The organism is Microbacterium sp. SYP-A9085 (assembly GCF_009649635.1).
Taxonomy (GTDB): domain Bacteria; phylum Actinomycetota; class Actinomycetes; order Actinomycetales; family Microbacteriaceae; genus Microbacterium.
The window spans coordinates 427515-453434 of sequence record NZ_WJII01000001.1; the positions used below are offsets into that span (position 1 = coordinate 427515).

General features: G+C 72.8%; 27 protein-coding genes and 1 riboswitch. Of the genes, 9 read left to right on the top strand and 18 right to left on the bottom strand.

Annotated features, from left to right (window positions below):
• Window positions 1-17: 17 nt before the first annotated feature.
• Window positions 18-1247: a 23S rRNA (adenine(2503)-C(2))-methyltransferase RlmN gene (gene rlmN, locus GH740_RS02065; protein WP_153744416.1), complete on the bottom strand. Its 1230-nt coding sequence runs from the start codon at window positions 1245-1247 to the stop codon at window positions 18-20.
• A gap of 87 nt (window positions 1248-1334) precedes the next feature.
• Here rlmN and GH740_RS02070 point away from each other — a divergent pair, with 87 nt between their 5' ends.
• Window positions 1335-1883: a hypothetical protein gene (locus tag GH740_RS02070; RefSeq protein WP_153744417.1), complete on the top strand. Its 549-nt coding sequence runs from the start codon at window positions 1335-1337 to the stop codon at window positions 1881-1883.
• Window positions 1884-1998: 115 nt separating this feature from the next.
• On the opposite strand, the gene GH740_RS02075 is transcribed toward GH740_RS02070, so the two are convergent.
• The 3 genes from GH740_RS02075 to GH740_RS02085 are packed head-to-tail and all read right to left on the bottom strand — an operon-like array spanning window position 1999 to window position 4383.
• Window positions 1999-2832: an NAD(P)-dependent oxidoreductase gene (locus GH740_RS02075; protein ID WP_153744418.1), complete on the bottom strand. Its 834-nt coding sequence runs from the start codon at window positions 2830-2832 to the stop codon at window positions 1999-2001.
• A 1-nt stretch (window position 2833) separates the two neighbouring features.
• On the bottom strand, window positions 2834-3631 hold the full coding sequence (locus tag GH740_RS02080) for an enoyl-CoA hydratase/isomerase family protein (RefSeq protein ID WP_367640337.1): 798 nt from the start codon (window positions 3629-3631) through the stop codon (window positions 2834-2836).
• Entirely contained in the window at window positions 3628-4383 is a 756-nt protein-coding gene (locus GH740_RS02085) for an SDR family NAD(P)-dependent oxidoreductase (protein WP_153744419.1), read from the bottom strand. The genes GH740_RS02080 and GH740_RS02085 overlap by 4 nt, the downstream gene beginning before the upstream one ends.
• A 116-nt stretch (window positions 4384-4499) precedes the next feature.
• Here GH740_RS02085 and GH740_RS02090 point away from each other — a divergent pair, with 116 nt between their 5' ends.
• A complete protein-coding gene (locus tag GH740_RS02090) occupies window positions 4500-4847 on the top strand; it encodes a DUF488 domain-containing protein (protein WP_153744420.1) in 348 nt (115 codons plus the stop codon).
• A gap of 57 nt (window positions 4848-4904) precedes the next feature.
• Here the strand turns inward: GH740_RS02090 and GH740_RS02095 are convergent, their stop codons facing one another.
• The 5 genes from GH740_RS02095 to GH740_RS02115 form a co-directional block, all read right to left on the bottom strand.
• On the bottom strand, window positions 4905-5087 hold the full coding sequence (locus GH740_RS02095) for a CsbD family protein (RefSeq protein ID WP_153744421.1): 183 nt from the start codon (window positions 5085-5087) through the stop codon (window positions 4905-4907).
• Window positions 5088-5209: 122 nt separating this feature from the next.
• Window positions 5210-6403 (bottom strand): HNH endonuclease family protein, encoded by a 1194-nt coding sequence (locus GH740_RS02100; protein ID WP_253941157.1) that lies wholly within the window; start codon window positions 6401-6403, stop codon window positions 5210-5212.
• Between the two features lie 85 nt (window positions 6404-6488).
• Window positions 6489-7271 (bottom strand): energy-coupling factor transporter transmembrane protein EcfT, encoded by a 783-nt coding sequence (locus GH740_RS02105; RefSeq protein ID WP_153744422.1) that lies wholly within the window; start codon window positions 7269-7271, stop codon window positions 6489-6491.
• Complete coding sequence (locus tag GH740_RS02110) at window positions 7268-8746, bottom strand: ABC transporter ATP-binding protein (RefSeq protein ID WP_153744423.1); 1479 nt, start codon at window positions 8744-8746, stop codon at window positions 7268-7270. Before GH740_RS02110 ends, GH740_RS02105 begins: the two co-directional genes overlap by 4 nt.
• Window positions 8747-8749: 3 nt before the next feature.
• The gene (locus tag GH740_RS02115; RefSeq protein ID WP_153744424.1) at window positions 8750-9397 is read right to left on the bottom strand and encodes an ECF transporter S component; all 648 of its coding nucleotides are present in this window, start codon (window positions 9395-9397) and stop codon (window positions 8750-8752) included.
• Window positions 9391-9499, bottom strand: a riboswitch (TPP riboswitch). It overlaps the preceding gene by 7 nt.
• 34 nt (window positions 9500-9533) lie before the next feature.
• Between GH740_RS02115 and GH740_RS02120 the strand changes: the two genes are divergently transcribed.
• On the top strand, window positions 9534-10949 hold the full coding sequence (locus tag GH740_RS02120; protein WP_153744425.1) for a D-alanyl-D-alanine carboxypeptidase: 1416 nt from the start codon (window positions 9534-9536) through the stop codon (window positions 10947-10949).
• Window positions 10950-10955: 6 nt separating this feature from the next.
• Here the strand turns inward: GH740_RS02120 and GH740_RS02125 are convergent, their stop codons facing one another.
• The 3 genes from GH740_RS02125 to GH740_RS02135 form a co-directional block, all read right to left on the bottom strand.
• Window positions 10956-11873: a DnaJ domain-containing protein gene (locus tag GH740_RS02125; protein ID WP_367640341.1), complete on the bottom strand. Its 918-nt coding sequence runs from the start codon at window positions 11871-11873 to the stop codon at window positions 10956-10958.
• Window positions 11874-11949: 76 nt separating this feature from the next.
• Window positions 11950-13068 (bottom strand): right-handed parallel beta-helix repeat-containing protein, encoded by a 1119-nt coding sequence (locus tag GH740_RS02130; protein WP_172978254.1) that lies wholly within the window; start codon window positions 13066-13068, stop codon window positions 11950-11952.
• Between the two features lie 204 nt (window positions 13069-13272).
• Window positions 13273-14343, bottom strand: a complete 1071-nt coding sequence (locus GH740_RS02135; RefSeq protein WP_367640343.1) for an enoyl-CoA hydratase/isomerase family protein — start codon at window positions 14341-14343, stop codon at window positions 13273-13275.
• Between the two features lie 134 nt (window positions 14344-14477).
• Here GH740_RS02135 and GH740_RS02140 point away from each other — a divergent pair, with 134 nt between their 5' ends.
• Together GH740_RS02140 and GH740_RS02145 are read left to right on the top strand one after the other, a co-directional pair.
• Window positions 14478-15890 (top strand): ABC transporter ATP-binding protein, encoded by a 1413-nt coding sequence (locus GH740_RS02140; RefSeq protein WP_153744428.1) that lies wholly within the window; start codon window positions 14478-14480, stop codon window positions 15888-15890.
• Entirely contained in the window at window positions 15887-16711 is an 825-nt protein-coding gene (locus GH740_RS02145; RefSeq protein WP_153744429.1) for an ABC transporter permease, read from the top strand. Before GH740_RS02140 ends, GH740_RS02145 begins: the two co-directional genes overlap by 4 nt.
• Window positions 16712-16718: 7 nt before the next feature.
• Here the strand turns inward: GH740_RS02145 and GH740_RS02150 are convergent, their stop codons facing one another.
• Window positions 16719-17156, bottom strand: coding sequence for a hypothetical protein (locus tag GH740_RS02150; protein WP_153744430.1), 438 nt, complete (start codon window positions 17154-17156; stop codon window positions 16719-16721).
• Between the two features lie 84 nt (window positions 17157-17240).
• On the opposite strand from GH740_RS02150, the gene cofG reads away from it, so the two are divergent.
• The 4 genes from cofG to cofC all read left to right on the top strand — a co-directional run bounded on the left by cofG (window position 17241) and on the right by cofC (window position 22770).
• Complete coding sequence (gene cofG / locus GH740_RS02155) at window positions 17241-19613, top strand: 7,8-didemethyl-8-hydroxy-5-deazariboflavin synthase CofG (protein WP_153744929.1); 2373 nt, start codon at window positions 17241-17243, stop codon at window positions 19611-19613.
• Window positions 19610-21064, top strand: a complete 1455-nt coding sequence (locus GH740_RS02160) for an NAD(P)/FAD-dependent oxidoreductase (protein ID WP_153744431.1) — start codon at window positions 19610-19612, stop codon at window positions 21062-21064. The genes cofG and GH740_RS02160 overlap by 4 nt, the downstream gene beginning before the upstream one ends.
• Window positions 21061-22068, top strand: coding sequence for a glucose-6-phosphate dehydrogenase (coenzyme-F420) (fgd, locus tag GH740_RS02165; RefSeq protein WP_172978221.1), 1008 nt, complete (start codon window positions 21061-21063; stop codon window positions 22066-22068). Before GH740_RS02160 ends, fgd begins: the two co-directional genes overlap by 4 nt.
• 90 nt (window positions 22069-22158) lie before the next feature.
• The gene (gene cofC / locus GH740_RS02170; RefSeq protein ID WP_153744433.1) at window positions 22159-22770 is read left to right on the top strand and encodes a 2-phospho-L-lactate guanylyltransferase; all 612 of its coding nucleotides are present in this window, start codon (window positions 22159-22161) and stop codon (window positions 22768-22770) included.
• Here cofC and cofD read toward each other — a convergent pair.
• The 5 genes from cofD to GH740_RS02195 all read right to left on the bottom strand — a co-directional run bounded on the left by cofD (window position 22767) and on the right by GH740_RS02195 (window position 25854).
• Window positions 22767-23717, bottom strand: a complete 951-nt coding sequence (cofD, locus tag GH740_RS02175; protein ID WP_153744434.1) for a 2-phospho-L-lactate transferase — start codon at window positions 23715-23717, stop codon at window positions 22767-22769. The two genes, cofC and cofD, sit on opposite strands and share 4 nt — an antisense overlap.
• 140 nt (window positions 23718-23857) lie before the next feature.
• Window positions 23858-24667, bottom strand: a complete 810-nt coding sequence (locus GH740_RS02180; RefSeq protein WP_153744435.1) for a uroporphyrinogen-III synthase — start codon at window positions 24665-24667, stop codon at window positions 23858-23860.
• A 201-nt stretch (window positions 24668-24868) separates the two neighbouring features.
• The gene (locus tag GH740_RS02185; protein ID WP_153744436.1) at window positions 24869-25147 is read right to left on the bottom strand and encodes a hypothetical protein; all 279 of its coding nucleotides are present in this window, start codon (window positions 25145-25147) and stop codon (window positions 24869-24871) included.
• Window positions 25137-25568, bottom strand: coding sequence for a phage holin family protein (locus GH740_RS02190; protein ID WP_153744437.1), 432 nt, complete (start codon window positions 25566-25568; stop codon window positions 25137-25139). The genes GH740_RS02185 and GH740_RS02190 overlap by 11 nt, the downstream gene beginning before the upstream one ends.
• A gap of 1 nt (window position 25569) precedes the next feature.
• Complete coding sequence (locus GH740_RS02195; RefSeq protein ID WP_216644886.1) at window positions 25570-25854, bottom strand: YtxH domain-containing protein; 285 nt, start codon at window positions 25852-25854, stop codon at window positions 25570-25572.
• Window positions 25855-25920 lie beyond the last annotated feature (66 nt).

Sequence of the window (25920 nt, forward strand, 5' to 3'; positions counted from 1 at the left end):
TAGGGACCCGCAAGCGCTCAGGCCTCGACGGGAGTGGCCGCGGCCGCCTGGACGTCGGATTCGGTGGCCACCAGCTGGCCGCACGCGCCGTCGATGTCCTTGCCGCGTGTGTCGCGGATCGTGGTGGGGATGCCGTGGGCCTCCAGCCGCCGCACGAACTCGTCCTGCGCCGCGACGGTGGATGCGGTCCACACCGATCCCGGGGTGGGGTTCAGCGGGATCGGGTTCACGTGCACCCAGCCGCGGCCGCGGGCGTTGAGCTTTTCGCCGAGCAGGTCGGCGCGCCACGCGTGGTCGTTCATGTCCTTGATGAGGGCGTACTCGATCGAGACGCGGCGGCCGGTCTTCTCGAAGTACTCGCGCGCGGCATCCAGCGCCTCATCGACCTTCCACCGGGAGTTCACCGGGATCATCTCGTCGCGCAGCTCGTCATCGGGCGCGTGCAGCGACAGGGCGAACGTGACCGGGATGCCCTCGTCGGCGAGCTTGCGGATCGCCGGGACCAGGCCCACCGTCGAGATGGTGATGCCGCGGGCGCTCATACCCAGGCCGTGCGCGGGGTCGGTCATCACCCGGACAGCGTGCAGGACGCGGGCGTAATTGGCCAGCGGCTCGCCCATGCCCATGAACACGATGTTCGAGACGCGCTCGCCGTCGTGCCCGACGCTGCGGGGATCGCCGAGCTCGCCGTCGGCGATCACGCGGTTCGCGCGGACGACCTGGGCGACGATCTCGGCCGCCGACATGTTGCGGGTCAGGCCCGCCTGGCCGGTCGCGCAGAACGGGCAGTTCATGCCGCAGCCGGCCTGGCTCGACACGCACAGCGTGATCCGGCCCGGGTAGCGCATCAGCACCGACTCGACGAGGGCGCCGTCGTGCAGCTTCCACAGGAACTTGATGGTGTCGCCGCGGTCCGTGGAAAGGCGCCGCACCTCGGTCAGCAGCGGCGGCAGCAGTCCGTGGACGAGCTCGTCGCGTCCCTCGGCGGGCAGGTCCGTCATCCGGGCGGGATCGTGCGTGAAGTGCGTGAAGTAGTGCTTCTCCAGCTGCGCGGCACGGAACCGCGGCATCCCGAGCTCGACCACCTTCTCCACGCGCTGCGCGGGCGTGAGGTCGGCGAGGTGCACGGGCGGCTTGCCGCGGCGGGGGCTGGCGAACTGCAGGAGCGGTCGGCCTTCGGCATCCTTCTTCTGCGTCCAGCCCTCGGTCTTCGGCCGCACCTGCGCGCGCGGAGTCTGGGACGTCATGTCTCCAGGGTAGGGGTGCCGGGTGCACGGATGCTGTGCAGGGCCGCGCCTGCCCCCGATGCGCGCCGAATCTGCTTACCATCGGTCATGGGGTATCACGCACCCGCCGGGACCATGGTCGCGATAGTGGGGGATGCCGCGGACGAGGCGCTCGCGAGCCTCGAGGGCATTGCCGGTGTCGAGACGCTGTCGGTGCGCGGCGGCGAGCCCGGCCTGGCCGGGCGGCGCATCGCGGCGACGGTGACGCCGTGGGTGGTGCACGACGCCGACCCGCTCGCGCATGTGGCGCAGGCGTGGATCGAGCTGTTCGAGGAGCGCGCGACGATGGGCGCGCTGCAGGCCGAGGTGGAGGATGCCCTGGCCCGGTTCGCGAGCGGTGAGGCGCTGATGCCGGACTACTACGTCGTGCTCGCGCCGGAGCAGGCTCCGGATGTCTGGCGGCACTGGTGGTGCGGCGCCCTGGGCCGGCATGCGCCGCGGCGGGTGCTGCCGGTCGCCGCGCGCGGCGCGGCGGGCGACGAGAGCCTGCGCCACCTGCTCACGGTGCTGCCGCCGTCGCGGCCGTGGCCGGACCCGGCGCAGTGGCTGCCCGATCTGCCGTTCGCGATCCCGGACCGGGTGGGCCTGCGGGCCTGAGCCTTGTCCGGGCCGGTTCAGGTCGCAGGACTTTCCGCGACGGCGCCGGCGACACGCCGGGCGACACGCCGTCGGCCGGCAGATGCTCCTGCGAGATGAACCGGGATGCCGCGGCTCAGTCGAGGAAGATGTCCGGGAACAGGGCAGTGTCGGGGGTGCCGGGCACGGCGGCATAGCCGGAGAAGTCGGTGACGCCGGCCGCCGCGAGCACGTCCTCGACGATGAGGCTCTGCCCGGTGTACGACCGGGACGGCTGGGTGAGGACCTGGTACGCGGCGTCGGCGTAGATCTCCGGCGTGCGGCTGGCCCGCATCATCCGCTCGCCACCGAGCGCGAACTGCACGGCCGCGGTGGCGATCGTAGTGCGCGGCCACAGCGTGTTCGCGGCGATCCCGGCCTCGGCGAACTCGGCGGCGATGCCGAGGGTCGCCATCGTCATCCCGTATTTCGCGAGCGTGTACCCGGTGTGCGCGCCGAGCCAGCGCGGCGACAGGTTCAACGGCGGTGACAGGGACAGGATGTGCGGATTCTCGGCATCCCGCAGCACCGGAATCGCGGCGCGAGAGAGCATGTAGGTGCCGCGCACGTTGACGTCCTGCATGAGGTCGTACTTCTTCGCAGCCAGCTCCAGCGAGCCGGACAGGTCGATCACGCTCGCGTTGTTGACGACGATGTCGATGCCGCCGAACTCGCCGCGCGTGGTCAGCACGGCCTGGGCGATGTCGCTGTCGTTGCGGACGTCGCCGACGATGGGCAGCGCCCGGCCGCCGGCGGCGCGGATCTGCGCGGCCGCGGTGTGCACGGTGCCTTCGAGCTTGGGGTGCGGCGTGTCGGTCTTCGCCAGCAGCGCGATGTTCGCGCCATCGCGGGCGGCGCGCAGCGCTATCGCCAGCCCGATGCCCCGGCTGCCGCCGGAGAGCAGGATCGTCTTTCCGGCCAGGGTCGTCATGTCATGCCTCCGGATCCGGCTCGGGATGCCGCGCCGAGCGCGATCGCGACGTGAAGGCGCGGATGCGCGCCTGCGCCTCGGGGGTGTCGAACGCGGCGCCGATGGAGCGGGCCTCCTCGCTCAGCTGCTCGGCGAACGAGCGGCCGCGCTGCGAGCGGATCAGCCGCTTGGCCTCGCCGTACGCGCGGTGCGCGCCGGTCAGCCACGACCGGGCCACTTCTTCGGCCCGCAGCCCGACCGCGTCCGGCGCGGTGATCTCGGCGACCAGGCCCCATTCCAGCGCCTCGGTGGCCGACAGCATCCGGTCCTGCAGCACGAGCTGCAGCGCCCGCCGCTCCCCCACGGCGCGCGCCAGCTGTGCGGTCACCGACAGGTCGGGGGTCAGCCCGATGTTCGCGTACCGGCTGCCGATCTGCGAGTCGGTGGCGATGATCGCGTAGTCGCTGGCCATCAGGATCCCGAGCCCGCCGCCGGCGGTCGTGCCGTGCGCGGCGGCGACGACGGGGATGCGCGACTCGGTGAGCGCGCGGATGCCGGCGTTGATGACCTCGGCGAACGCCGTGATCTCGGAGCCGGAGCCCATCTTCTCGGCCATGTCCTGCACGTCGCCGCCGGCACAGAAGGCGCGGCCGGCGGCATCCAGCATGATCGCCCCCACGTCGTCGCGGTGCGTGGCCTCGCGGGTCAGCTCAGCCCACGCGTGCGCAGCGTCCGCGTTGAAGGCGTTCAGCCGCTCGGGACGGTTCAGCGTGATGCGCGCGAGCCCGTCCTGCACGCGCAGCAGGACCGGGTCGCTCACTTGGGCGCCATTCGGATGGCGCCGTCCAGGCGGATCGTCTCACCGTTGAGGTAGCCGTTCTCGATGAGGTGCTGGACGAGCGCGGCGTACTCGTCGGGGCGTCCCAGCCGCTGCGGATACGGCACCTGCTGACCGAGCGAGTCCTGCGCCGCCTGCGGGAGCCCGGCGAGCATCGGGGTCTCCATGATCCCGGGGGCTATCGTGCACACCCGGATTCCGTACCGCGCCAGTTCCCGCGCGACCGGGAGGGTCAGCGCGTGGATGCCGCCCTTGCTCGCGGCGTACGCGGGCTGGCCGATCTGCCCGTCGAACGCGGCGACCGACGCGGTGTTCACGATGACGCCGCGGTCCCCGGAGTCGGTCGGGTCGGTGCGGGCCATGGATGCCGCGGCCTGCGAGAGCACGTTGTAGGTGCCGATCAGGTTGACCTGGATGACCTTCGTGAAGGCGGCCAGCGGCGACGGCGTCCCGTCGCGGTCCAGGACCTTGGCGGGCGGCGCTATCCCGGCGCAGTTGACGACGACCCGCAGCGGCGCGGCGGCGGCCGCGACGGCGGCGGCGACCTGTTCCGGGTCGGTGACATCGGCGGCCGCGAAAGTACCGCCCAGCTCGGCGGCGATCTCGGCGCCGGCCGAGGTCGGCAGGTCGACGATAGTGACGTTCGCCCCGCCGCGCGCGAGCCGGCGTGCGGTGGCCAGGCCCAGGCCGCTGGCACCGCCGGTGACGAGGGCGGATGCCCCGGTGATCTCCATGTGTTCTCCTTCGAACGACAGGTTCGACATTCCGTGCCAGCATACGCGGGACCGAGTGTCACACCGACCCGAGGGCTGATCCCCCAGGGTAGCCGTCACGGGTGTTGACTGGACAGATGCAGATCCTGAGCAAGCGCGTCTACGAGGAGCCCGCCGCAGCCGACGGATTCCGGGTCCTGGTCGACCGGCTGTGGCCGCGCGGGCTGTCCAAACAGCGGGCGGAGGTCGATCTGTGGGACAAGGATGTCGCGCCCAGCGCCGAACTGCGCACGGCCTACCACCACGACGGCATGCCGTTCGAGGACTTCGCGACCGCGTACCGCGCGGAGCTGAAGGCGAACGCGGATGCGGTGGCGGCGCTGCGCAGGCAGCTGGAGGGGAAAGACGTCGTGACCCTGCTGTACGCGACCAGCGACACCGAGCACAACCACACCGGTCTGCTGCGGGAGGCGCTGCGCGCCTGACAGCGCCCGCACGCAGCAACGGGACGGCCAGGCGCCGTCCCGTCGCTTGCGCGGATATCAGTCGAACGCGTCCTTGACGTCGTCCTTCATGTCCTCGGCGGCGTTCTTCATGCCGGCCTTGGCCTGGTCGAACTTGCCTTCCGTCTCGAGGCCTTCGTCGTCGGTCGCCTTGCCGACGGCTTCCTTGCCCTTGCCCTTGACGTCTTCCGCGGTGTTCTTGATCCGGTCGTCGATTCCCATGGTGGTCTCCTTCGCTTTCAGGGAGAGACGGTCTTCCCGTGCGCCCCATCTCAGCGGTCCGCGCCGTCCTTGACGAGAGGGTTGACGTAGGTCGATTCCCGTGTCAGGGGCCGCCGATCCGGTCAGCTCGCGCGCCAGCGCGCGCGAGCCTCGCCCGACTTCAGGGTGCACGCCATCGGGGTGCCCTTCGAGGTGACCCCGTGCGCTCCGACCGGTGCGCAGTAGGCTCCCGGGTGCACGACCAGGGGCGCCGCGGGCTTGCTCGGTGCGGGCTGGGACGGGGCGACCGGCTTCGGCGCGGGCGCCGGTGCGGTGCCGACGGCATCCGGCATCAGGGTGATCGAGCCCGCCGTCGCGACCTTCTGGTCGGGGCACGTGCTCAGGATCTGCGCCATGGCGTCGTGCTCGGGCTGCGTCACCCACAGTGTGTATGCGGCTTTCACCGTGATCTGCCGTGCGAGGTACGCGCAGCGGTATCCCTTGACCGGGGGCAGCCACGTGGCGGCGTTGCCCGCCCCCTTCTGCTCGTTCGACGGGCCGTCGACTGCGAGCAGGTTCAGCGGGTCGTTCGCGAGGGCCTCGCGCCGGGCCTGCCCGATCTGTTGGGCACCGCTCTGCCAGGCGTCCATCAGCGCCACGACGTGATCGATCTGCACGGCCGACGAGGTCGTCTGCCCGCGAACGAACGAGATCTTCTTCCCGGTGTACGGGTCAGCGAGACTGCCCGCCAGGACGAGGCACCCGTGCGTCCCGGCCTTGATCGTGACGTTCGTGAGGTCGCGGCGCAGGATGTCGTTGCGGGTGTCGCAGCCGTTGCGGTCGACGTCCTTCCATGCGGGGCCGAACACGCCGGTGCGGTCATAGCCTGTCTTCGGCGCGCGTCCCTTGACGGGCAGGGTGGCCAGCAGCGCCAGCGCCGTGTCCGCGGCGGCCGCCGTCGGGGTGGGGGATGTCGTCGGGGTGGCGGTCGCGGTGGGAGACGCGAGCGTCGGTGCAGGCGTCCGGTCGACGGCCGCCTGCTCCGCGGGCGGCGTCGTCGTCGCGGCGGGCATGCCGGTGGCGCCGTAGACGCTGCTGCCGACGACGACGGCGACGAGTGCCCCGATAGCGAGGCCCGCCCCCGTCTTGCGGCCGGCCAGCGCAAGCCACGAGCCGCGGCTGGTGACGAGCGTGTAGGCGCCCGTGACCAGTCCGATCACGCCCGCCATCATCAGGGCGCCGCCGAGACCGGTGGACACCGCGGCGACCACGATGAGCACGGCGGACAGGCCGAAGCCCAGCCAGGTGGACGGGCGTCGCAGGAACGTCTTCTTCATCCGATGCCGGCGCGCAGCTGCGACGCCGCTCTCCTCTCCCCAGGCTAAGTGAGACTGCTCTCACAATAGCGAGGCAGGCCTGCGCTCACAGCGCCCAGACGAAAGTCCACGTGCCGGCGGCGAGGGCGATCGCGGCGGAGGCCGCGGCGATGGCCACGGCGATCAGCACGAGCACCGTGTCGCGGGGCCGCAGCACCGACGGGCGCGCCCAGGTGCGCGCGCCCGGCGCCCCGAAGCCGCGCGCTTCCATGGCGGTGGCGAGCTTCGTGCCGCGGCGGATCGCCAGGACGAACAGCGCGAACGACTGACCGAGGAACCGGCGCAGCCGCCCGGTGTCGGCGACTCCGCGCGCCCGGCGGGCGAGCGAGAGCTCGCGCCAGTCCTCGACGAGAAGCCCCACCAGCCGGAGCCCCGCCAGCGCTCCCAGCACGAACCGCGCCGGCAGGCGCACGCGCTGCGAGAGCCCGTCGGCGAGGTCGGTCGGGTCCGTGGTCGACAGCAGCACGACCGCCGGCAGCGCTATCGCGAGGACCCGCAGCAGGATCGCGAGCGCGAGCTGGAACGACCCGTCGGTGACGTGCACGAGCCCCCACTGCAGGTATGTGTCGCCGGCGGGCCGGCCGTACAGGATCGTCGCCGCCGCGCCCAGCACCGCAGCCGTCAGGAGCGGCCAGGAGCGCAGCCACAGCACGCGCGCGGACAGGCCCGTGAACGGCATCAGTGCGAGCACGCACACGAGCGTCACCCCCGCCGAGACGGCATCGATCGACAGCAGCAGCGTCACGGTCGTGACAAGGGTCGCGGCCAGCTTCGCGACGGCGTTGAACGACGAGACCCGCGCGGCCCTGTCGACGGCCAGCATGCTCATCGCGACGCCCCCGGCACGGAGACTCCGCCGATGCGCAGCTCGTCGTCGGCGAGAGCGTCGACGAGGTCGCGGTCGTGCGTGACGAGCACGAGCGCAGTCCCGGCATCCCGCACCTCGTCGATGAGGTCCGCGAGCTCGCGCCACGTGCGGGCGTCCTGGCCGTACGTCGGCTCGTCGAGCACGAGCATCCGTGGGCGCGTGGCGAGCGCCGCCGCGACAGTGAGCCGGCGCTTTTCGCCGCCGGACAGCGTGAACGGGTTCACGGCGGCGAGCCGCCGCAGCCGCAGTCGGTCCAGGAGCGGGTCCACGCGCGCGGCGACGGCGGCGTCGTCCAGACGCAGCGCCCGCGGGCCGACGGCGAGCTCGTCGCGCACGCGCGCGGTCAGCAGCTGGTGCTCCGGTTCCTGGAACACCATCCCGATCCGCGTCAGCAGCTCCCGCGACCGCCAGCGCGCCGGGTGCGGGCCGAGGCCGCCCGCGAGGGGCGGCGTCGCCTCGAGCGTGCCGGCGGCGGGCTCGATGAGCCCCGCCAGTGTCATCGCCAGCGTGGACTTGCCGGCGCCGTTCGGGCCGGTCACGGCGAGCGCGCGCCCCGCCTGCACCGCGACGGCGAGGTGGGATGCCGCGACCCGCAGCATCCCGCGACCGAACCCGCGCCGCCCCACGGCGAGGTCCTGCGCGTGCAGCAGCGGCGCGGCGCCGTCGGCGCGCCGTGCCCGCGGCGAGCGCCATGGGGCGGCGTGGGGCACCCAGACGCCGGCGGCGGTCAGCTCGCGCTCGTAGCGGGCGAACACGTCGGCGGGCGCGCCGTCGGCGATGAGCCGCTGGTCGCCGAGCACGACGACCCGGTCCATGTGCTCCGCCCACAGGCCCACCCGGTGCTCGACGACGACGAGGGTCGCGCCGCGCGCGGCGGCGAGCACGGCGTCGCGGACCTCGACGGCGCCGGCGGGGTCCAGGTTCGCGGTCGGCTCGTCCAGCAGCAGGAGCCCGGGCGCCATCGCGAGCACGCCCGCCAGCGCGAGCCGCTGCTTCTGCCCGCCGGACAGCTGGGTGGTGGGGTGGTCGCGGCCAAGCCGCAGGCCCACCGCGTCCAGTGCCGCATCCACCCGCCGCCAGATGTCCGCGCGCGGCACGCCGAGGTTCTCGCATGCGAACGCCACGTCGTCGCCCACGCGGGCGAGCACGACCTGCGAGTCCGGGTCCTGCAGCACGAGTCCGGCGCGCCCCCGGGCCTGGGCGGGGATCCGGCCGTCCACGAGCAGCCGTCCAGTCTGCTCGCCGTCCTCCTCGTCGCCGAGCACGCCGGCCATGCCGCGCAGCAGTGTGGACTTGCCGGCGCCGCTGGCGCCCAGCAGCAGCACGCGCTGCCCCGCGGGGATGTCGAGGTCAAGGCCGGAGACCGCCCAGCGGCGGCGTCCGGCGTGCCGCCATCCCCACCCGGAGGCGGTGACGGCGGCGGGGCGCAGGGTCATCGGCTACGCGGCGTCGGGGTCGTCCGCGTCACGCGAACGGGCCTGGCGTCCGGCGCCGAACCGGTCCAGCGCCCCGGTCGCGGCGAGCGCCCGCACGATGAGCCAGGAGACCAGGCCCGCCAGCAGGATGCCGGAGACGATCGCCGCCACGAAGTAGATGGAGCGGTATCCGAGGGCCTGCGCGGCGATCGACGAGAAGTTCGTGTCGAGGATCGCCGTGGACAGTCCGGCGAGAGCGCCGGACACGAGCGCTCCCAGCAGGCGCCAGTTGCCGTACAGCAGCAGCGCGAAGCCGAGTTCGGCGCCGACGCCCTCCACGACGCCCCAGATGAACGTCTCAGGTCCCCACTGCGTGCCCACGGCCATCGAGACCACCGCGGCGACGATCTCGGTGTACAGCGCGGCGCCGGGCTTGCGGATGACGAGTCCCCCGAGCACGCCGGCGAACAGCCAGCCGCCGGCGAGCAGGCCGTCCAGGCCCGGCAGGAACATCAGGGCAGTCGACAGCGGCGTCCAGGCCTGACCCCAGAGCCAGAAGATCACTCCGGCGGCCACGCCGATCACGCTGGCCACGACGATGTCGACGACCCGCCAGCGGTACCGCGACGTGCGCGGCGAGACGACGGCGGATGCGGACGTGGTTGTGTGCATTCCTGCTCCCTTCCTGCGCTGGCATGACCCAGATCAGGTTCGACGGTCGAAGCGCGGTCGCTTCCTCTCAGCCCGGCACACCGGACTCCCGTGGTTGTGCCGGTCAGTATAGTCGGCGGTCGGGTACCGTGGCCTCGTGACCTCAGCCGACGTGACCGAGCCGGACGCCGCGTCCGGCGCGACCTCGACGGCGACCCCCGCGCAGGCCCTGGTCTGGTGGGACGGATCCCCCCTGACTGCCGTTCACGCCCGCACGTCATCGACGGCGACGGCGGGGGTGTCGCCGGACGCCACCACGACGCTCGTGCCCACGACCGTCCCGCTGCTGGGCGACCGCCGGCGCCGCCGCGGGCTGCGTCCCGGTGCGCTCATCCCGCTCCTGCTGGTGGTGCTCCTGGCGGTCGCGTACACCGGGACCATGGCGCTGTGGCCGCTGACCGCCGTCCCGCCGACCGTCAGCGCCGCCACCGTGACCGCGCACGCCGCCCCGACGGCATCCCTGACCTGGCCCGCGGCGGGCGCCGCAGGCGTCGCCGTCGCCGGGTTCGGCGATCCGGTGGCCTCCACGACCGAGCAGAGCTCGATGGCGAGCATCACGAAGATCGTCACCGCGCTGCTCGTGCTCGACCGCAGCCCGGTCACGGCGGACGACCAGGGCCCCGCGTTCCGCTTCTCCTACCGCGACGGCATCGATTACTGGACATATCTGCGCCGCAACGAGTCGGCGCTGAACGTGCCGGTGGGAGGCACGCTCACCCAGTATCAGCTGCTGGAGGGCATGCTGATCGGATCGGCCAGCAACTATGCGGCGCGGCTGGCGGGCAACTGGTGGCACTCGAACGCGAGCTTCGCGGATGCCGCGCGCACGTGGCTGGATGAGCGCGGCATCGAGGGCGTCACCATCGTCGACCCAACGGGGTTCGACGCAGGCAACACCGCCACCCCGCGCGCCCTGATGACCCTGGCGCAGCTCGCGATGGACAACCCCACGATCGCCGGGATCGTCGGCACCGCCTCGGTGACGCTGCCGGGCGCCGGCACCGTGAAGAACACGAACACGCTGCTGGCGGACCCCGGCACCGTCGGCATGAAGACCGGGGTGCTGGACGGGTTCAACGTCCTCGCCGTCAAGAACCTCACGATCGGCGGGGTGACCGTGCAGGTTGACGCCGTCACGCTGAATCAGCCCGACTCGAAGACGCGGTGGGCGAGCGCCCGCGACCTCTTCGCGCAGGTTGAGAAGCAGCTGCAGCCGACGGCGGCGGTCACCGCGGACACCGTCGTGGGCTCCGCGAACACGGTGTGGGGCGAGACAGTGCCGGTGGTCGCGGCATCCGACGCCCGCCTGGTCCTGTGGAACGGGTCCCGCGCCTCGGCGACAGTGACGCTGCGGCCGACACAGACATGGACGAAGGCGGCGCCGGTGGGCACGGTGACCGCGACCGGCCCGGCGGGGTCGGCGACGGTGGATGCGGTGCTTTCCAGGGATGTCGCGGGACCCGGACTGTGGTGGCGCGTCACGCACCCGCTCGAGCTGCTGGGCTGGGACTGACCCGGGTCAGGCGAAGCGCACGGCCTGGTTCAGCCGGGTCCGCACGTCGAAGATCTCGTTGCCGCCGATCTCCCGGGCACCGCTGATGCCCCGGCGCAGCACGTTCGCCAGCGAGCCGCGTGCGCACAGCACCGTCCGCACGCCGTGGACCTTCCCCAGCTCTTCGACGGGCTGGATGACGTCGTCGTCCGGCAGCACGACGACGGCCCCGCCGAAGCGCACCCGCGCCGCGCGCGAGATGGTCCGCACACCGGCGATGAGGTCCGCTATCGGGGTGCCGGCGACGGCATCCCCCACCAGCTCCCCGCGGCGCACGCGCACCGGGCCGCCGGCGTCCTCGGACAGCAGCGCGTACAGGCCGCTGGGCGCGAGCACTATGTGATCGATCTTGTCGTTCGGGCCGGTTCCCGTGGCGACGTCGTGCCAGACGGTGTACCCCATCCCGAGGTCGGCGACAATGCGCGCGGTGGCCTCCTCGGCGAGCGCATCGGCCAGCAGCCGCCGGATCTCCACGGGCGCCGACCGCACCAGCGCGGGGGCGTACGGATCCGGCACCTCGACACCGCGGCCGGCCCACTCCCGGATCAGGGCGAGGTACTGCTCCCGTCGGCGTCCGCCGGGATGTCCGTGCGAGCGGGCGCGGGGACGGGTGTCGGTCCGGCGGGCCGGCGCGCGCCATCCGTCACCGGGCGGCGCCGGAACCTGCGCGAACCCGTGGCCGCCGTCGTACGCTGAGCGCGCCTCGGGGGTGCCCACCAGGGCCCACGCGCGCTGCACCTGGATGAAGTGCGCGGCGTCGCCGCCGGTGTCGGGATGCGTCTGGCGCAGCCGCCGCCGGTACGCCTTGCGCAGCGCCTCCGCGTCAATTGCGGGATCGACGCCCAGCACGTCGTACGCCGACGCGGACAGCGGGCTGTCGAACACCGTACCTCCCTCTGCGCCAACGGCGGACCGGGTACAGGGTACCCGGTCCGCCGTGGCACTCAGGCCGGCACGGCCGTCACTGCATGTGCACGGCCGCGCCGCCGGGGGTGACGGTGATGCTGTTGCGCGAGATCGCCGGGGCGTCCGGTCCCTGCGTCCAGATTCCGAAGAACTCGTCGCTGATGACGTTGCGCGTGACGACCGTGTCCACGTTGGCCTGGCCGAGGTCGGCGGGGATCACCCGCGAGTCGACGACCACGCCCATCGTCTGCGGCGCGGACAGCCAGCCGTTGCCGGCCAGCACATTGCGGGTGACGGTCACGTGCTTGGTCATCGACCCGGCCGCCGCGGCGTGCACGATGACCCCGCCTTCCCCGGAGTCGGTGACCCGGTTGCGGCTTATCAGGATGTCGCTGACGGTGCTTGCCACCCCGTTCGACTGGGCGACGATACCGCCGACGTCGGGCCCGGTCGGGCCGAACGGCTGTGCGCCCTGCCGGATCGTGTTGCGGGTGATCGCGACATGGCTGACGGTGTTGCCGGTGTTGAACGCGGAGACCACTATCGCGCACCCGGCGAAGTTGGACCACAGCGCGTTGCGCGTGACCGTGACATCGTTGACCGGGATGTTGTGCGCGTAGGTGGGCAGTCCGACGACGCGGCCGGGATCGAACGGCCCGTTGTCCATCACGCCGATGCCGCCGCGCCCGTTGTTGTACACGGTGTTGCGGCTGACGGTGGCGTGCGAGACCCCGAACAGGCTGATCGCGAACGCCTGGTCCAGCTGGCCCGTCGTCGGCGGCGTTCCGGGAGGCTCCGGCGCCGCGGGGGCGTGGAACCCGTTGCCGGTGACCGTCGACCGGGTCACGGTGATGTGCGCCGTGTTCTCGACGAGGATGCCGGCGGCGTTCGCCCCGGTCACGGTGACGCGGTCGATCGTCACCCACGGCGCGTCCACGTAGATGCCCACGTCGCACCCGGTAGCGTCCACCGTCCGGTGCGCGATGGACTGTCCCCTGGTCGCGACGACCGCGGCGGTGAAGCCCGAGGCGCCGGCCGGCTGGCAGGCCGGCGCGGTGTCTGCGAGCGCCGCCGTGGCGCCGGTGACGGCGAATCCTGCCCCAGCGATCGTCACCCCTGCGGCGATGGCGGAAACTGCCCGCAGCGACCACCGCCGATGTTCTGACGTCTTCATCAGATTCTCTCCCATGTTCCCGATACGTCACCGGCGGGTCGTGCGACGTAGGCGGTGTCCGTGGGCGTCGGAGAGCGACCGTGCGCGATGCGCATGTGTCGGTGTCCCAGTACTGCGCGAAGCGCCCGGTCGGGCGCCGCGCAGGTGTTGCGCCGAGTAGCCTAGCCCTCGGTCGGCGCGCGCAACAGAGGGCGGGGCTGCCGGTCAGTCCCAGAGCGGAACGGCGGGCGCGTGGGTGAACGCGGATGCCACGGTGTCGCGCGAGACCTGGGCGGAGGTCGCCGGCGTCCAGGCGGGAGTGCGGTCCTTGTCGACGAGCTGTGCGCGGATGCCTTCGACGAGGTCCGGCTGGGTCTGCCCGAACCACATCACCAGCCGATACTCCTGTGCGAGGTCGGCGCGCAGGTCGGGCAGGTCGCGCGCCCGACGCACGGCCTCCAGTGTGACGGCCATGCCGGTCGGGGACAGGTCGGCCATGAGGTCCAGGGCCGCGGCCGCCTCCGGTTCGGGGCGTGCACGCAGGCGCTCGATGACCTCGGGCACGGTGTCGGCGGCGAAGGCGTCATCGATCCACGGCCGGGCCGCGGCGAGGCGCGACGGGCCGGGGGTCTCGTCGAACAGCAGCACGATGCCGGTCGGCGAGGGCGGGTCGGCGCGCGTGGCGAGCGCCTCGCGCAGCGCGTCCAGGCGGGCGCTGGGAACGACATGGTCGGCGAAGCCGGCGTAGACGGCGTCCGCGGCATCCATCACGGCGCCGGTGACGCCGAGGTACTCGCCGATGCGCCCCGGGGCGCGGCCCAGCAACCAGGTGCCGCCGACGTCGGGGGTGAACCCGATCCGCGTCTCCGGCATCGCGAGCTTCGACCGCTCCGTCACGATGCGGATCGCGGCGTGCCCGGCCAGGCCGATGCCGCCGCCCATCGTGATGCCGTCGGCGAGGGCGAGGATCGTCTTCGGGTATTCGGCGATGCGGGCGTTCAGCGCGTATTCCGCGCGGAAGAACGCGGCGGTGTCCGGCGCGTTCCCGGCCGTGATCTGGTCGTAGAGGCTGCGGACGTCGCCGCCCGCGCACAGCCCGCGGTCGCCCGCGCCGTCCAGGACGACGAGGCCGACATCCGGGTCGTGCTCCCACTCGTCCAGGATTCGGGCCATCTGCTCGATCATGTCGAGGTCGAGGGCGTTGATCGCGCGGGGCCGGTTCAGGGTGATCCGGCCCAGGCCGCCCCCGCGGTGGGAGAGGACGGTGGGCTCCAGGGAAGCGCGCGGCTCTGTCACGAGGGCAAGGGTACCGGGTGCGTTCGGACGGTGCCGGGCGACGACTCGCGCACATCCCCGTCGATTCAGCGCACCGAACGCGGGTTTATCCGCCAAGATGAAGACGTACTGCCCGCGACGACGAGAGGTTCGGCATGCCCGAAGGCCAGGTGCTGGAGTTCGCAGGGCTCTCCAAGCGGTTCGGTTCGGTTCTCGCCGTCGATGATCTCACCGCCCGTGTGGAGCCCGGCATGGTCACCGGCTTCCTCGGACCCAACGGCGCCGGCAAGACCACGACGCTGCGAATGCTGCTGGGTCTTGTCCGTCCCACCGCGGGCCGCGTGACGATCGGCGGCGTGCCGTACGCGAAGCTGGATCGGCCGATGCAGACCGTGGGCGCCGTGCTCGAGGCATCCAGCTTCCACCCCGGACGCTCGGCCGCCGACCACTTGAGGGTGTACGCACGGGCGGCGGGCCTGGCCTCCTCGCGGGTGGACGACGCGCTCGGGACCGTGGGCCTGGCCGACGTCGCCGGGCGCAAGATCGGCGGATACTCGCTGGGGATGCGTCAGCGCCTGGGCCTGGCGGCGGCGCTGCTGGGCGACCCGGGCGTGCTGATCCTCGACGAGCCGGCGAACGGCCTGGATCCGGAAGGCATCACCTGGATGCGCGGCCTGCTGCGGGAACTGGCCCGGCAGGGGCGCACGGTGCTGGTGTCGTCGCACCTGCTCGCCGAAGTGCAGCAGACGGTGGACAGCCTGCTCATCATCGCGCAGGGCCGGCTCGTGTTCCACGGCGGAATGGACGAGCTCTCCGACCCGTCGGAGTTCGCGACGGTCGCCGATTCGCCCGATCGCACGGGGCTCGCCGCCGCGTTGGCTGCCGCCGGCATCGGCTTCGAGATCCTGCGCAGCGGGCTGACGATCCGGGGAACGGATCCCGTTCTCGTGGGCGAGGCGGCCGTGCGGGCGGGCGTCCCGCTGTCGCTGCTGCAGCGGCGCGGCCCGGCGCTCGAGGACATCTTCTTCGACCTCGTGAACGGACTGCGCGTGCACGCGTCCGCCGAAGGTGCCCAGGAGCAGGCTCCGGAGCCCGAGGGGGCGGAGGCTGCGGAGGCGGAGCCCACCGAGGAGCCGACCACCGAGGAGCCGACCGCCGAGGAGCAGACCACCGGAGGCGGGACGTCGGGTGCGGCGTTCGCGGTCGCTGCGACCGGGGTGATCGACATCGTCCCCGTCGAGGAGGCGGACTCGCTGCAGGACGAGGACGAACGGGTCTTCGCTATGCCGGCGGGCGATGCCGATGAGGCGGCACCCGAGGACGAGGACGAGCCCCAGGGCGCCGACGAGGACGACGCTGTGGCGGCGCCCGTGGAGGAGGATGTCGTGGCCGGCGAGCCCGACCATCTCCCCGACGACGACGATCCGCACGCGACGAAGACGGACTCCGACGTGGCGGCAGACGAGTTCTTCAGCTCGTACGACCACGAGAATCCGGCCCCGCCGGACGAGGATGCCGTCCCGGCGGCATCCGATACCGACACCCGAGACGGAGGTGACGTGCGATGAGCCTTGCCGCAGCCACCCGCTCAGAATCGACCAAGCTCTTCACCACGGCGATGTGGTGGATCCTCGCGGTCGTCCTCGTGGTCTACATCGGCATGACCGCCGCCGGCCTCGGATTCGTCTTCGCGGCATCCTCCACCGGCGCTCTGCCCGGATCCGGCCAGAGCGCGCAGCTGCCCACCGAGGGCATCGCCGTGATCCTGTACAGCATCGCGGCGTCGATCGGTTACGTCTTCCCGCTGCTGATCGGGACGCTGATGGTGACGAGCGAGTTCCGGCACCAGACGCTCACGCCCACGTTCCTGGCCACGCCCCGACGCGGCCTGGTGCTGTGGGCGAAGGTGCTCGTGGGCATCGGCGTCGGCGTGCTGTATGCCGTCGTCGCGCTGATCTCGTCGGTGGGCCCGGCCGCCGGGTTCCTCACCGGCTTCGGAATCCAGACCGAGCTGACCTCGTCCGACACCTGGGCGATGTTCGGCCGCATCGTCATAGCCTTCGCGCTGTGGGTCCTGATCGGCATCGGCGTGGGCGCCCTGGTGCGGAACCAGGTCGCCGCCGTGGTCGCCGTCCTCGCGTTCACGCAGTTCATCGAGCCCATCGCGCGGGTCGCGGCATCCTTCGTGCGGGGCATGGACACTGTCACGCAGTACCTGCCGGGGGCCTCCAGCGATGCGCTCGTGGGCACCAGCATCTATGCGGCGATGGGGCCCTCGACCGGTGCGCACCCGCTCGAGTGGTGGGTCGGCGGCCTCGTGCTGCTCGGCTACGCGGTGGTGCTGATGATCCTCGGCCATGTCACGAGCTGGCGCCGCGACGTGAGCTGACGCCGCGTCAGGCGGTGGCGGGCCGGGGCCCCACAGCGCGCGGCTTGCGCGCCGGCTTCGCGGCGATCTCGGCGACGTCCGCGGGCTTGTCGCCGGTGTCCATGCGCAGTGCCTTCACAAGCGCCAGGCCGTGCCGGGTCGTGAGGATCACGCGCTGGAACTCGTCGTTGGCCTCCAGGTCGATCACGACACTGGGACGCCGCCGACGGATGACGGCGAAATCCTTCCCGCCGATCGACTTCCACGTGCCCATCGCCAGCGCGGAGGGCAGATACGTGCCCGGGTCGGGAACGCCCCGCAGCCATGTCCACGCGTCGTCGGTGAGCTGCACCTTGACGATCTGCGACCGCTCGATCGCCACATTCTGCTTTCGGAATGCGAGGGCGCGTTCGGCGAGGGAGAGCACGACCTCGAGCTGCGTCGAGTCGAGCAGCAGCGTCACCATTCCCTCAGTCTGCCATCACCCGCCGCTCTTGGCGCCCCCGGGTGCGGCGCCCGCAGGGTGAGCCGGTGCGAGACTGGGACCGTGATGCCGATCGACACCGCGACCTCCCCCGCTCCGACGCCCGCCACGGCGCTGGACGCGGCCGCCCGCGGCATCCGGATCGACGTCGACGAGGCCGAGGCTCTGCTGCACGCCGAGGGAGCCGACTTCGACCAGCTCCTGCAGGTCGCGGCGTCGCTGCGCGACGCCGGGCTGGCCGCCGCCGGCCGGCCCGGTGTCATCACGTACTCGCGCAAGGCGTTCGTGCCGCTCACGACGCTGTGCCGGGACCGCTGCCATTACTGCGTGTTCGTCGACACGCCGGGACAGCTCGCGGCGCTGCACAAGCCCGTCTACATGTCCGCCGAGCAGGTGCTGGCCGTCGTCCGCCGCGCGCAGGCGATGGGATGCAAGGAGGCGCTGCTCACGCTCGGCGACCGGCCCGAGGACCGCTGGCCGGTCGCGCGCGCCTGGCTCGACGAGCACGGATACGCCTCCACCCTCGACTACGTCGGTGCGATGGCCCGCCTGATCACGGCCTCCACCGGGATGCTCGCCCACCTGAACCCGGGCGTCATGTCGGCGGACGAGCTGCGCGCGCTGCGCCCCACCGCCCCGTCGATGGGGATGATGCTGGAGACCACGTCGCGCCGCCTGTACGAGGAGCCCGGCCAGGTGCACTACGGCTCCCCGGACAAGGATCCCGCCGTGCGGCTGCGGGTGATCGAGGATGCCGGCGCCGCCCGCATCCCGTTCACCACCGGCATCCTCGTCGGCATCGGCGAGACGATCCGCGACCGGGCCGAGTCGCTCGTGGCCCTGCGCGGCGCGCACGAACGGCACGGGCACGTGCAGGAGGTCATCGTTCAGAACTTCCGTGCGAAGCCGGGGACGGCCATGCGCGGCGCACCGGACGCCGACCTCCGCGAATACGTCGCCACCGTCGCCGTGGCGCGCCTGGTGATGGGGGCGCACATGCGGATCCAGGTGCCGCCGAACCTCTCCGACGTGACCGAACTCGCGCTGCTCGTGCGTGCGGGCATCGACGACTGGGGCGGGGTCTCGCCGCTGACCGCCGACCATGTGAACCCGGAGCGGCCGTGGCCGCAGATCGACGACCTCGCCGCGCGCACCGCGGGGTGCGGCTTCGCGCTCCGCGAGCGGCTCACCGCGCACCCCGAGTACGTGCAGGACGCGGCGACCTGGATCGATGCGGGACTGCACGACGCGGTTGCGGCCCTCGCCGACCAGGAGACGGGGCTGGCGCGCGCCGGCGACGTGCAGAACTCATCCGACCCGGGTCACGATCGGCTCCCGGAGCCGCGTCGGGGGCTGCGTACCGCCGATCGACGGAGTCCTGAACACGACGGTGCGATGACCCGGCTCACGGAGGCGGCGGCGGCCGACCCGCTGACGCTGGACGACGGCGACTGGGTGCGCCTGCTGCGCGCGACCGGCGCCGACCTCGACGCGGTGACCCAGGCCGCCGACGACGTGCGCCGCTACACGGTCGGCGAGGCCGTGAGCATCGTCGTGAACCGCAACCTGACGACGACGGGCCTGCGGGCCGGGCGCGAGGACGACCCGGCCACTTTCACGCTCGACGACGTCGCCGCCATCGCGGCCGACGCGTGGGAGCTGGGCGCCACGGAGCTGTGCATTCAGGGCCGGGTGCCGGATGCCGCGGACCCGGCGGCCTACCTCGACGTCATCCGCGCGGCCCGCGCCGCCGCCCCGCGCCTGCACCTGCACGCGTACCGGCCGCAGGACGTGTGGGACTTCGCCGACCGCTCCGGGCTGAGCCTGGACGCCGCCCTCACCGCCCTACGGGGCGCCGGCGTGGACACGGTCCCCGGCACCGGCGTGAAGGTCCTCAGCGAGCGGGTGCGGGCGCTCGTCGCGCCCGGCGACCTCGCGATCGACCGCTGGCTCGCCGGGATCACCGCCGCGCACCGCGCCGGCCTCCGGTCGACGAGCGTCCTTTTCTACGGTCACGTCGAGACCGCGGCGGAGCGCGTCGCGCACCTGCGGCGGCTGCGGGCCATCCAGGACGACACCGGCGGATTCACCGAGTTCGTGCCGATCCCGCTGCCCGGCGGCGACGTGCCGCTCGTGCCCGGCCGGGCGCCGATCGACGAACACCGGGCCATGGTCGCGGTGGCGCGGCTGATGCTGGGCGGCAGCATCCCGCACCTGCAGATCCCGTGGACGCGGGTGGGGACGGATGCCGCGCGGACGCTGCTGCAGTCCGGCGGCGACGACCTGGGCGGCACACTGCTGGACGGCCGCGTGCGCCCGCACGCCGGCGTGGAGCAGGGCCTCCAGCTGCCGGTGGCCGAGGCCGCGCGGCTGGCCGCGCACCTTTTCCGTCCGTTCCGCCAGCGCACCACCGACTACCGCACGGCGGTGCGGCAATGACCCGTGCCGGGGTCGTCGTGGTCGGCGCCGGGTTCGCGGGGCTCGGGGCGGCGATGGCGCTGCAGAAGCAGGGCATCGACGACGTCGTCGTGCTCGAGCGGGCGGCGTCGATCGGCGGGACCTGGCGCGACAACACCTACCCCGGCGTCGCCTGCGACGTGCCCAGCCACCTGTACGGCTTCGCGCGGCATCCGCACCCCGGCTGGTCGGGCGTGTACGCGCGCGGCGACGAGATCCGCGCGTACCTCGAGCGGGTGGCGGCCGCGGAGGACATCCGGCCGTGGCTGCGCACCCCGATGCTCGAGGCGCGGTGGGATGCCGATCGCTGGCGGGTCCGCACCGGCGGCGCGCGACCGGACGAGATCGAGGCCGCCGCGCTGATCCTGGCGTGCGGCCGGCTCACCGAGCCGCGCATCCCCGGCATCCCGGGGCTCGAGTCGTTCCCCGGCCCGATGTTCCACACCGCCCGCTGGAACCACGACGCGGACCTCGGCGGCGCCCGGGTAGCCGTCGTCGGCACCGGCGCATCCGCCGTGCAGCTGGTGCCGCGCCTGGCCGCCCGCAGCCGCGTGACGCTGTTCCAGCGCACGCCCGCGTGGATAGTCCCCCGCGGCGACCGTGCGTACTCCCCCGCTGAGCGCGCCGCGTTCGCCGCGCACCCCGGCGACCTGGACCGGCTGCGGGAGGAGCTGTACCTCGAGGGCGAGGCGCGGTACGCGTCCCGTTCCGGGGACCCGGATGCCGCGGCCGCCGCCCGCCGCGTCGCCCTGGACCATCTCGCCGCGCAGGTCCCCGACCCGGCGCTGCGCGCGGCGCTCACCCCCGACTACGCGTTCGGCTGCAAGCGGGTGCTGCTCTCGGATGAGTTCTATCCCGCCCTGGCCTCGGGCGCGGTGCGCCTGGAGGCATCGCCCCTCACCGCCGTCGAGGGGCGCACGCTGGTGGCCGCGAGCGGCGCCCGGCACGAGACCGACGTGCTGGTGCTCGCGACCGGGTTCCAGTCCACGCGGCAGCCGTACGCCGAGCTCGTGCACGGCGAGACGCAGACGCTCGCCGCGCACTGGTCCGCGGGGATGACGTCGTTCGCGTCGACGGTGGTCGCGGGGTTCCCGAACCTGTTCGTCCTGGACGGCCCGAACGCGTCGCTCGGCCACAACTCCTCCGTGCTGATGATGGAGGCGCAGGCCGACTACGCCGCCCGCACGCTGGCGACCCGGTCCGGCGTGCTGCGGGTGGCACCGGAGGCGGAGGCGGCGTACACCGCGCAGATCGACGCGGCGGCGGCATCCACCCCCTGGATCGCGGGCGGATGCCGCAATTGGTACGTCGACGAGCGGTCCGGCCGGCTCACGCTGCTGTGGCCGGGCACGGTCGACGCGTTCCGCCGCCGGCTCGCGCAGGCCGACGGGTCCGAGTTCCTGCCCGTGACCGTGGAGAGGGGGGCCCGGTGAGGCTTCGATTCGGGTATAAGGCGTCGAGCGAGCAGTTCGGCCCGACCGAGCTGCTGCGCTTCGGGGTGCTGGCCGAGCAGGTCGGGTTCGACTCCGTGTTCCTGTCGGACCACTTCCAGCCGTGGATGCACTCCGGCGGCCACGCGCCGGCGGCGCTGCCGTGGCTGGGGGCGCTCGGGGCGCGCACGTCGCAGGTGCTGATCGGCACGTCGGTGCTCACCCCGACGTTCCGTTACCACCCGGCGGTGATAGCGCAGGCGTTCGCGACGCTCGGGGTGCTGTACCCGGGCCGGGTGATCCTCGGCGTCGGCACCGGCGAGGCGCTGAACGAGGTGACGCTGGGCCTGGAGTGGCCCGACCCGCCGGAGCGCTTCCAGCGGCTGAAGGAGGCGATAGCCCTCATCCGCGCGCTGTGGGAGGACGAGCGGGTCACGTTCGACGGCAGGTTCTGGCATGTGCAGGATGCCACGGTGTACGACCGGCCCCAGCACCCGGTGCCCATCTACATCGGCGCGTCCGGGCCGGCCGCCACCCGGCTGGCCGGCCGGATCGCCGACGGGTACATCACCACGAGCGGCAAGGACCCCGCCCTGTACACGGACACACTGCTGCCGGCGTTCCAGGAGGGGCTCGCGAAGGGCGGCCGGGATGCCGCGGACATCGACACGCTGATGGAGGTGAAGGTCTCGTACCACCCCGACCGGGCCACCGCGATGGAGAACACCCGGTTCTGGGCGCCGCTGGCGCTGTCGGCCGAGGAGAAACGCGACGTGCACGACCCGATCGAGATGCAGCGGCGGGCCGCCGACCTGCCGATCGAGCGCGCCGCGGCGCGGTTCATCGTCTCGACCGACCCCGACGAGCACGTCGCCCGGATCGGGCAGTACATCGAGCTCGGCTTCCGGCACCTCGTGTTCCACGACCCGGGCGCCGACCAGGAGGGGTTCCTGCGCCGCTACGGCGCCGAGATCCTGCCCCGGCTGCGCGCGGCATACGGGCAGTGAGCCGCGACGCGGGCCGCAGCGTGGCCAGAACTCACCTCATCCGGGTACCGGACCCCCATTTCAGCTCCGCGGAGGACGATCATCGCCGGATTGGATGAGTTCTGCACGGAGTGGACCGTCGTCGTCCCGGTCAAGCACACGGCCCATGGCAAGTCGCGCCTTGGCGGCGTGGACCGGGAACGGCTTGCGGCGGCGATAGCGCTGGACACGATCGCGGCGGCGTGCGCGGTGTGCCCTGTCGTGGTGGTGACCGCTGACGCGACCGTCGCCGGGGCGGCGCAGGAGCTCGGCGCGACGGTGGTCCCCGAGGACGGCCCGCACGGGCTGAACGCGGCCATCGCCGCCGGGATCGCCGCCGTTCCCGACGGGCACCGCGCCGCTCTCCTGGGGGACCTGCCCGCGCTGCGCGGCGCCGACCTCGCCGCCGCGCTGCGGGAGGCGGCATCCGTCGACCGGGCGGTGGTGCCGGATGCCGAGGGCACCGGATCGACGCTCGTGACCGCCCGCGCGGGAGTGTCGTGGGCCGCCGCGTTCGGCGACGGGTCGCTGGCGCGGCACATCGCGCTCGGCTGCACCGTGTTGGAGGCGCCGGAGGCGCTGCGCCGCGACGTGGACACGTCCGCCCAGCTCGCCGCCGCCGCCCGCCTGGGTCTCGGCCCGCGTACCGCCGCCCTGTGGTGCGGCGCGGGGCGCCGAGCCTAGGCGCTCAGGGCCGTCTCGACGATAGCGGCCGAGGCGTTGACGTCCGTCATCCACAGCGGCGCGACCACCGCGCGGATGCCGCGGGCCTCGACCGCGGGGGCGAGGGCGGCGTCCTCCTCCGCCAGGACCCAGGCGTCCAGCAGCCCGCCGGCGGTGCGCGCGCCGTAGTGCGCGGCGACGGCGTCCGCGCGGGTGTCGACCCCGATCGCGGCCAGGCACACGTCGGCCATCCCGCGCACCACGTGGCCGCCGATGATCCCGGCCACCCCGACCACGCGCGCAGGGGTCTCCCGCAGCGCCGCGCGGATGCCGGGCACGGCGAGGATCGGCCCGATCGACACGACCGGATTGGACGGGGCCAGCAGCACGACGTCGGCGCCGGCGATGGCCTCGAGCACCCCCGGGGCCGGCGTCGCCGCCTCGATCCCCGGGTTTTCGAACGCGAGCGGCGGCAGCGCGGCGCGGTGGCGGGTCCACCACTCCTGGAAGTGCATCCGCCCCTGTGCCAGCACGACCCGGGTGTCGACCTCGGCATCGGTCATCGGCAGCAGCCGGACCCCGAGCGGCCAGCGCTGCGAGAGCCGCTGCACCACCTGCGTCACGGTCAGTCCGTCGCGCAGCCACCCGGTGCGGGCCAGGTGCGTGCCGAGGTCGAGGTCGCCGAGCGTGAACCACGGCCATCCCGCACCCCACGCCTGCAGCTCCGCGTTCACGCGCTCGGTGTCACCCGCGCGTCCCCAGCCGCGGACGGTGTCGTTCTGACCGGCCAGGGCGTACAGGATCGAGTCGACGTCCGGCTGCAGCCGCACCCCGGCCAGCCACAGGTCGTCGCCGGTGTTGACGACGACGGTCGCCTCTGGCGCACCCCGCCGGGACAGCGCCGCGCGGACGCCGAGCGTGAACTTCGCGCCGCCGACGCCTCCGGCCAGCACGACGACGGATGTCATGGTTCGAGATTATCCGTTCGCATCACGGTCCTCGGCTCGGCCGAGGGGATCGGCCGGAGCGAGGGCGGAATCGGGCCGCGGCATCCTCTGCTCGGCCATTCTCCTCGGCGCGGCCGAGGGTCACGCCCGGGCGCGAGGGCTCAGAAGTGGAATTCGTCGGCCGCGTGCGGCAGCGGGAACCCGGACACCGCGTCGATGAGGGCGTCGACGGTCTGCTTGGGCGCGACGACGTCCACATTCAGGCCGACCTTGCGGGCGTCCTTCGCGGTGCGCGGGCCGATGGCGGCGATCACGGTGGTCTCGGGGATGTCGCTGAACTGCTCGCGCACCTGTTGGGCGACGGATCCGCTGGTGACGAGGATCGCGTTGATCCGGCCGTTCGCGACGTCGCGGGCGATCCGCTCGGTGACCGGCACGCCGACGGTGCGGTACGCGACGACCGAGCGCACGTCGTGACCGGCCGCGATGAGCCGCTTGGTGAGGACGGGCTTGGCGATCTCGCTGCGCAGCGTGAGGATGCGCCGCGGCTCGCCCTCGAGGGCGACCATCTCGTCGGCCATGCCGGCGGCGGAGTTGTCCTTCTCGGGCACCAGGTCGACCCGGTAGCCGACGGCCTGCAGCGCCGCGGCGGTGGTCTCGCCGACGGCCGCCACCCTCGTGGTCGCAGGGATGATGGCGCGGTACGCGAACAGCACGTCCACCGTGGTCGCGCTCGTGAGCGTCAACCAGTCGAACGTGCCGGCGGCGAGGTCGGCGAGCGCCTTCTCGAGGGCGGTCAGGTCCTCGGTGGGCGCGAAGTTGATGAGAGGGGCCACGACCGGGACGGCGCCCTGTGTCCGCAGCGTCGCCGCCACCGAGTCGCCCCATGGACCGCCCCGGGGAACGAGCACGCGCCACCCTGCCAAGGGCTTGGCGCTGGCGTCATCGGGATGCGATGTGGCGATTGTCATCATGTGGTGTTCGGGGTTCGGTGTCGGTGTCCACGTCGGCCGCCCCACGTTCGAGCAGCCGACAGGCGTCTTCCACCCGGCGCGCGCAACGCGCGTTTCGGGTTCGCGCCGTCGGCAGCACTCGCACCATTGCCACTGCCTGACCTCTGAGCATACCCCGCGCGGCTGGATGCTGCGTCCGCGCCCGGTTTGCGGGCGGCCTCAGCGGGTGTAGAGCCGCACCACACCCCACACGGCGCCGCCGATGGCCGCCGCCGCACCGACCACGGCCAGCACCGCCATCCCGGGGTTGCGCCGCGCGAACGACTGCGCGCGGGCGATGCCCCGCTCGGTGGCGCCGGCCATACGCTTGGGGATGTTCGCCTTCACCTCGATGGCGGCCAGGGCAGCCTTCAGTTCGGCGCGCGCCTTTTCGACGGGGTCGTCGATCCCCACCGGCACCGCGGTGCGCGGGACGGGGACATCGGTGTCAGAACTCATCGGCGACATCCTTCACGATCTTCACGTCCCGGGCGGCGGCCGCCGCGGGGTTCTCGCGCCGCGTGAGCCTGCGGAAGCGCAGGATGCCCAGCAGCGCGAAGAAGGCGGCGATCACGAGCACGATTCCGAACACGACCAGCGCCGACAGCCAGACCGGCCACCAGGACGACAGTCCGGCGATGATGAACGTGAGCAGGGCCGGCACCGACCAGAACAGGAAGATCAGCCCGACGGCCATCCAGCCCGCGCCGATCCCGGCATCCTTCGCCGTCTTTCCCACCCATGCCTTCGCGGCGCCGATCTCCGCCACGATGAGGTTGCGGATGAGCTCGGGCAGTTCGCCGACGAGCGTCAGGAAGCCGTCGTCGGCACGATCGCGGAACGCCCATGCACGGCCCTGGGACCCGCGTGGTGCGGCCATCTCAGCTCCCGTCGCGGTCGCGGACCGGGTCCTGGGCGCGGGAATCCTGGCCGCGGGAGCTTGCCGCGCGGGTGATCTTCACGGCACCGTCCCAGAGCGCGGTGGGCAGGGCCATCGCGGCCATCCGGCCGGCGTCCTTGACCTTGTCGACCTGCTTCTGCACCGCCGGCTGGTTCCAGATCCTCTCGGCCTGCTCCTTGATCTGCTCGTAACGCTCCCGTCCTGCGCGCGTGCCCAGGACGTAGCCGGCGGCGAGCCCGATCGCCAGTCCGATTTTTCCCCTCATCGGATCTCCTCACCTAGTCGGTCTTCCCCAGGGTAACCCTGTATGCCATTTCCGGCATCCACTTGC

Bases quoted from the DNA above. Each gene is read 5' to 3' on its own strand.
- GH740_RS02085 (WP_153744419.1), bottom strand. From the start codon at position 4,383: ATGGAGATCACCGGGGCATCCGCCCTCGTCACCGGCGGTGCCAGCGGC.
- GH740_RS02185 (WP_153744436.1), bottom strand. From the start codon at position 25,147: ATGAGTTCTGACACCGATGTCCCCGTCCCGCGCACCGCGGTGCCGGTG.
- cofG (WP_153744929.1), top strand. From the start codon at position 17,241: ATGCCGATCGACACCGCGACCTCCCCCGCTCCGACGCCCGCCACGGCG.
- GH740_RS02140 (WP_153744428.1), top strand. From the start codon at position 14,478: ATGCCCGAAGGCCAGGTGCTGGAGTTCGCAGGGCTCTCCAAGCGGTTC.
- GH740_RS02180 (WP_153744435.1), bottom strand. From the start codon at position 24,667: ATGACAATCGCCACATCGCATCCCGATGACGCCAGCGCCAAGCCCTTG.
- GH740_RS02100 (WP_253941157.1), bottom strand. From the start codon at position 6,403: ATGAAGAAGACGTTCCTGCGACGCCCGTCCACCTGGCTGGGCTTCGGC.
- GH740_RS02075 (WP_153744418.1), bottom strand. From the start codon at position 2,832: ATGACGACCCTGGCCGGAAAGACGATCCTGCTCTCCGGCGGCAGCCGG.
- GH740_RS02090 (WP_153744420.1), top strand. From the start codon at position 4,500: ATGCAGATCCTGAGCAAGCGCGTCTACGAGGAGCCCGCCGCAGCCGAC.
- GH740_RS02115 (WP_153744424.1), bottom strand. From the start codon at position 9,397: ATGCACACAACCACGTCCGCATCCGCCGTCGTCTCGCCGCGCACGTCG.
- GH740_RS02150 (WP_153744430.1), bottom strand. From the start codon at position 17,156: ATGGTGACGCTGCTGCTCGACTCGACGCAGCTCGAGGTCGTGCTCTCC.
- GH740_RS02145 (WP_153744429.1), top strand. From the start codon at position 15,887: ATGAGCCTTGCCGCAGCCACCCGCTCAGAATCGACCAAGCTCTTCACC.
- GH740_RS02105 (WP_153744422.1), bottom strand. From the start codon at position 7,271: ATGAGCATGCTGGCCGTCGACAGGGCCGCGCGGGTCTCGTCGTTCAAC.
- GH740_RS02070 (WP_153744417.1), top strand. From the start codon at position 1,335: ATGGGGTATCACGCACCCGCCGGGACCATGGTCGCGATAGTGGGGGAT.
- GH740_RS02190 (WP_153744437.1), bottom strand. From the start codon at position 25,568: ATGGCCGCACCACGCGGGTCCCAGGGCCGTGCATGGGCGTTCCGCGAT.
- cofD (WP_153744434.1), bottom strand. From the start codon at position 23,717: ATGACATCCGTCGTCGTGCTGGCCGGAGGCGTCGGCGGCGCGAAGTTC.
- GH740_RS02110 (WP_153744423.1), bottom strand. From the start codon at position 8,746: ATGACCCTGCGCCCCGCCGCCGTCACCGCCTCCGGGTGGGGATGGCGG.
- rlmN (WP_153744416.1), bottom strand. From the start codon at position 1,247: ATGACGTCCCAGACTCCGCGCGCGCAGGTGCGGCCGAAGACCGAGGGC.
- GH740_RS02160 (WP_153744431.1), top strand. From the start codon at position 19,610: ATGACCCGTGCCGGGGTCGTCGTGGTCGGCGCCGGGTTCGCGGGGCTC.
- GH740_RS02130 (WP_172978254.1), bottom strand. From the start codon at position 13,068: ATGAAGACGTCAGAACATCGGCGGTGGTCGCTGCGGGCAGTTTCCGCC.
- GH740_RS02195 (WP_216644886.1), bottom strand. From the start codon at position 25,854: ATGAGGGGAAAAATCGGACTGGCGATCGGGCTCGCCGCCGGCTACGTC.
- GH740_RS02095 (WP_153744421.1), bottom strand. From the start codon at position 5,087: ATGGGAATCGACGACCGGATCAAGAACACCGCGGAAGACGTCAAGGGC.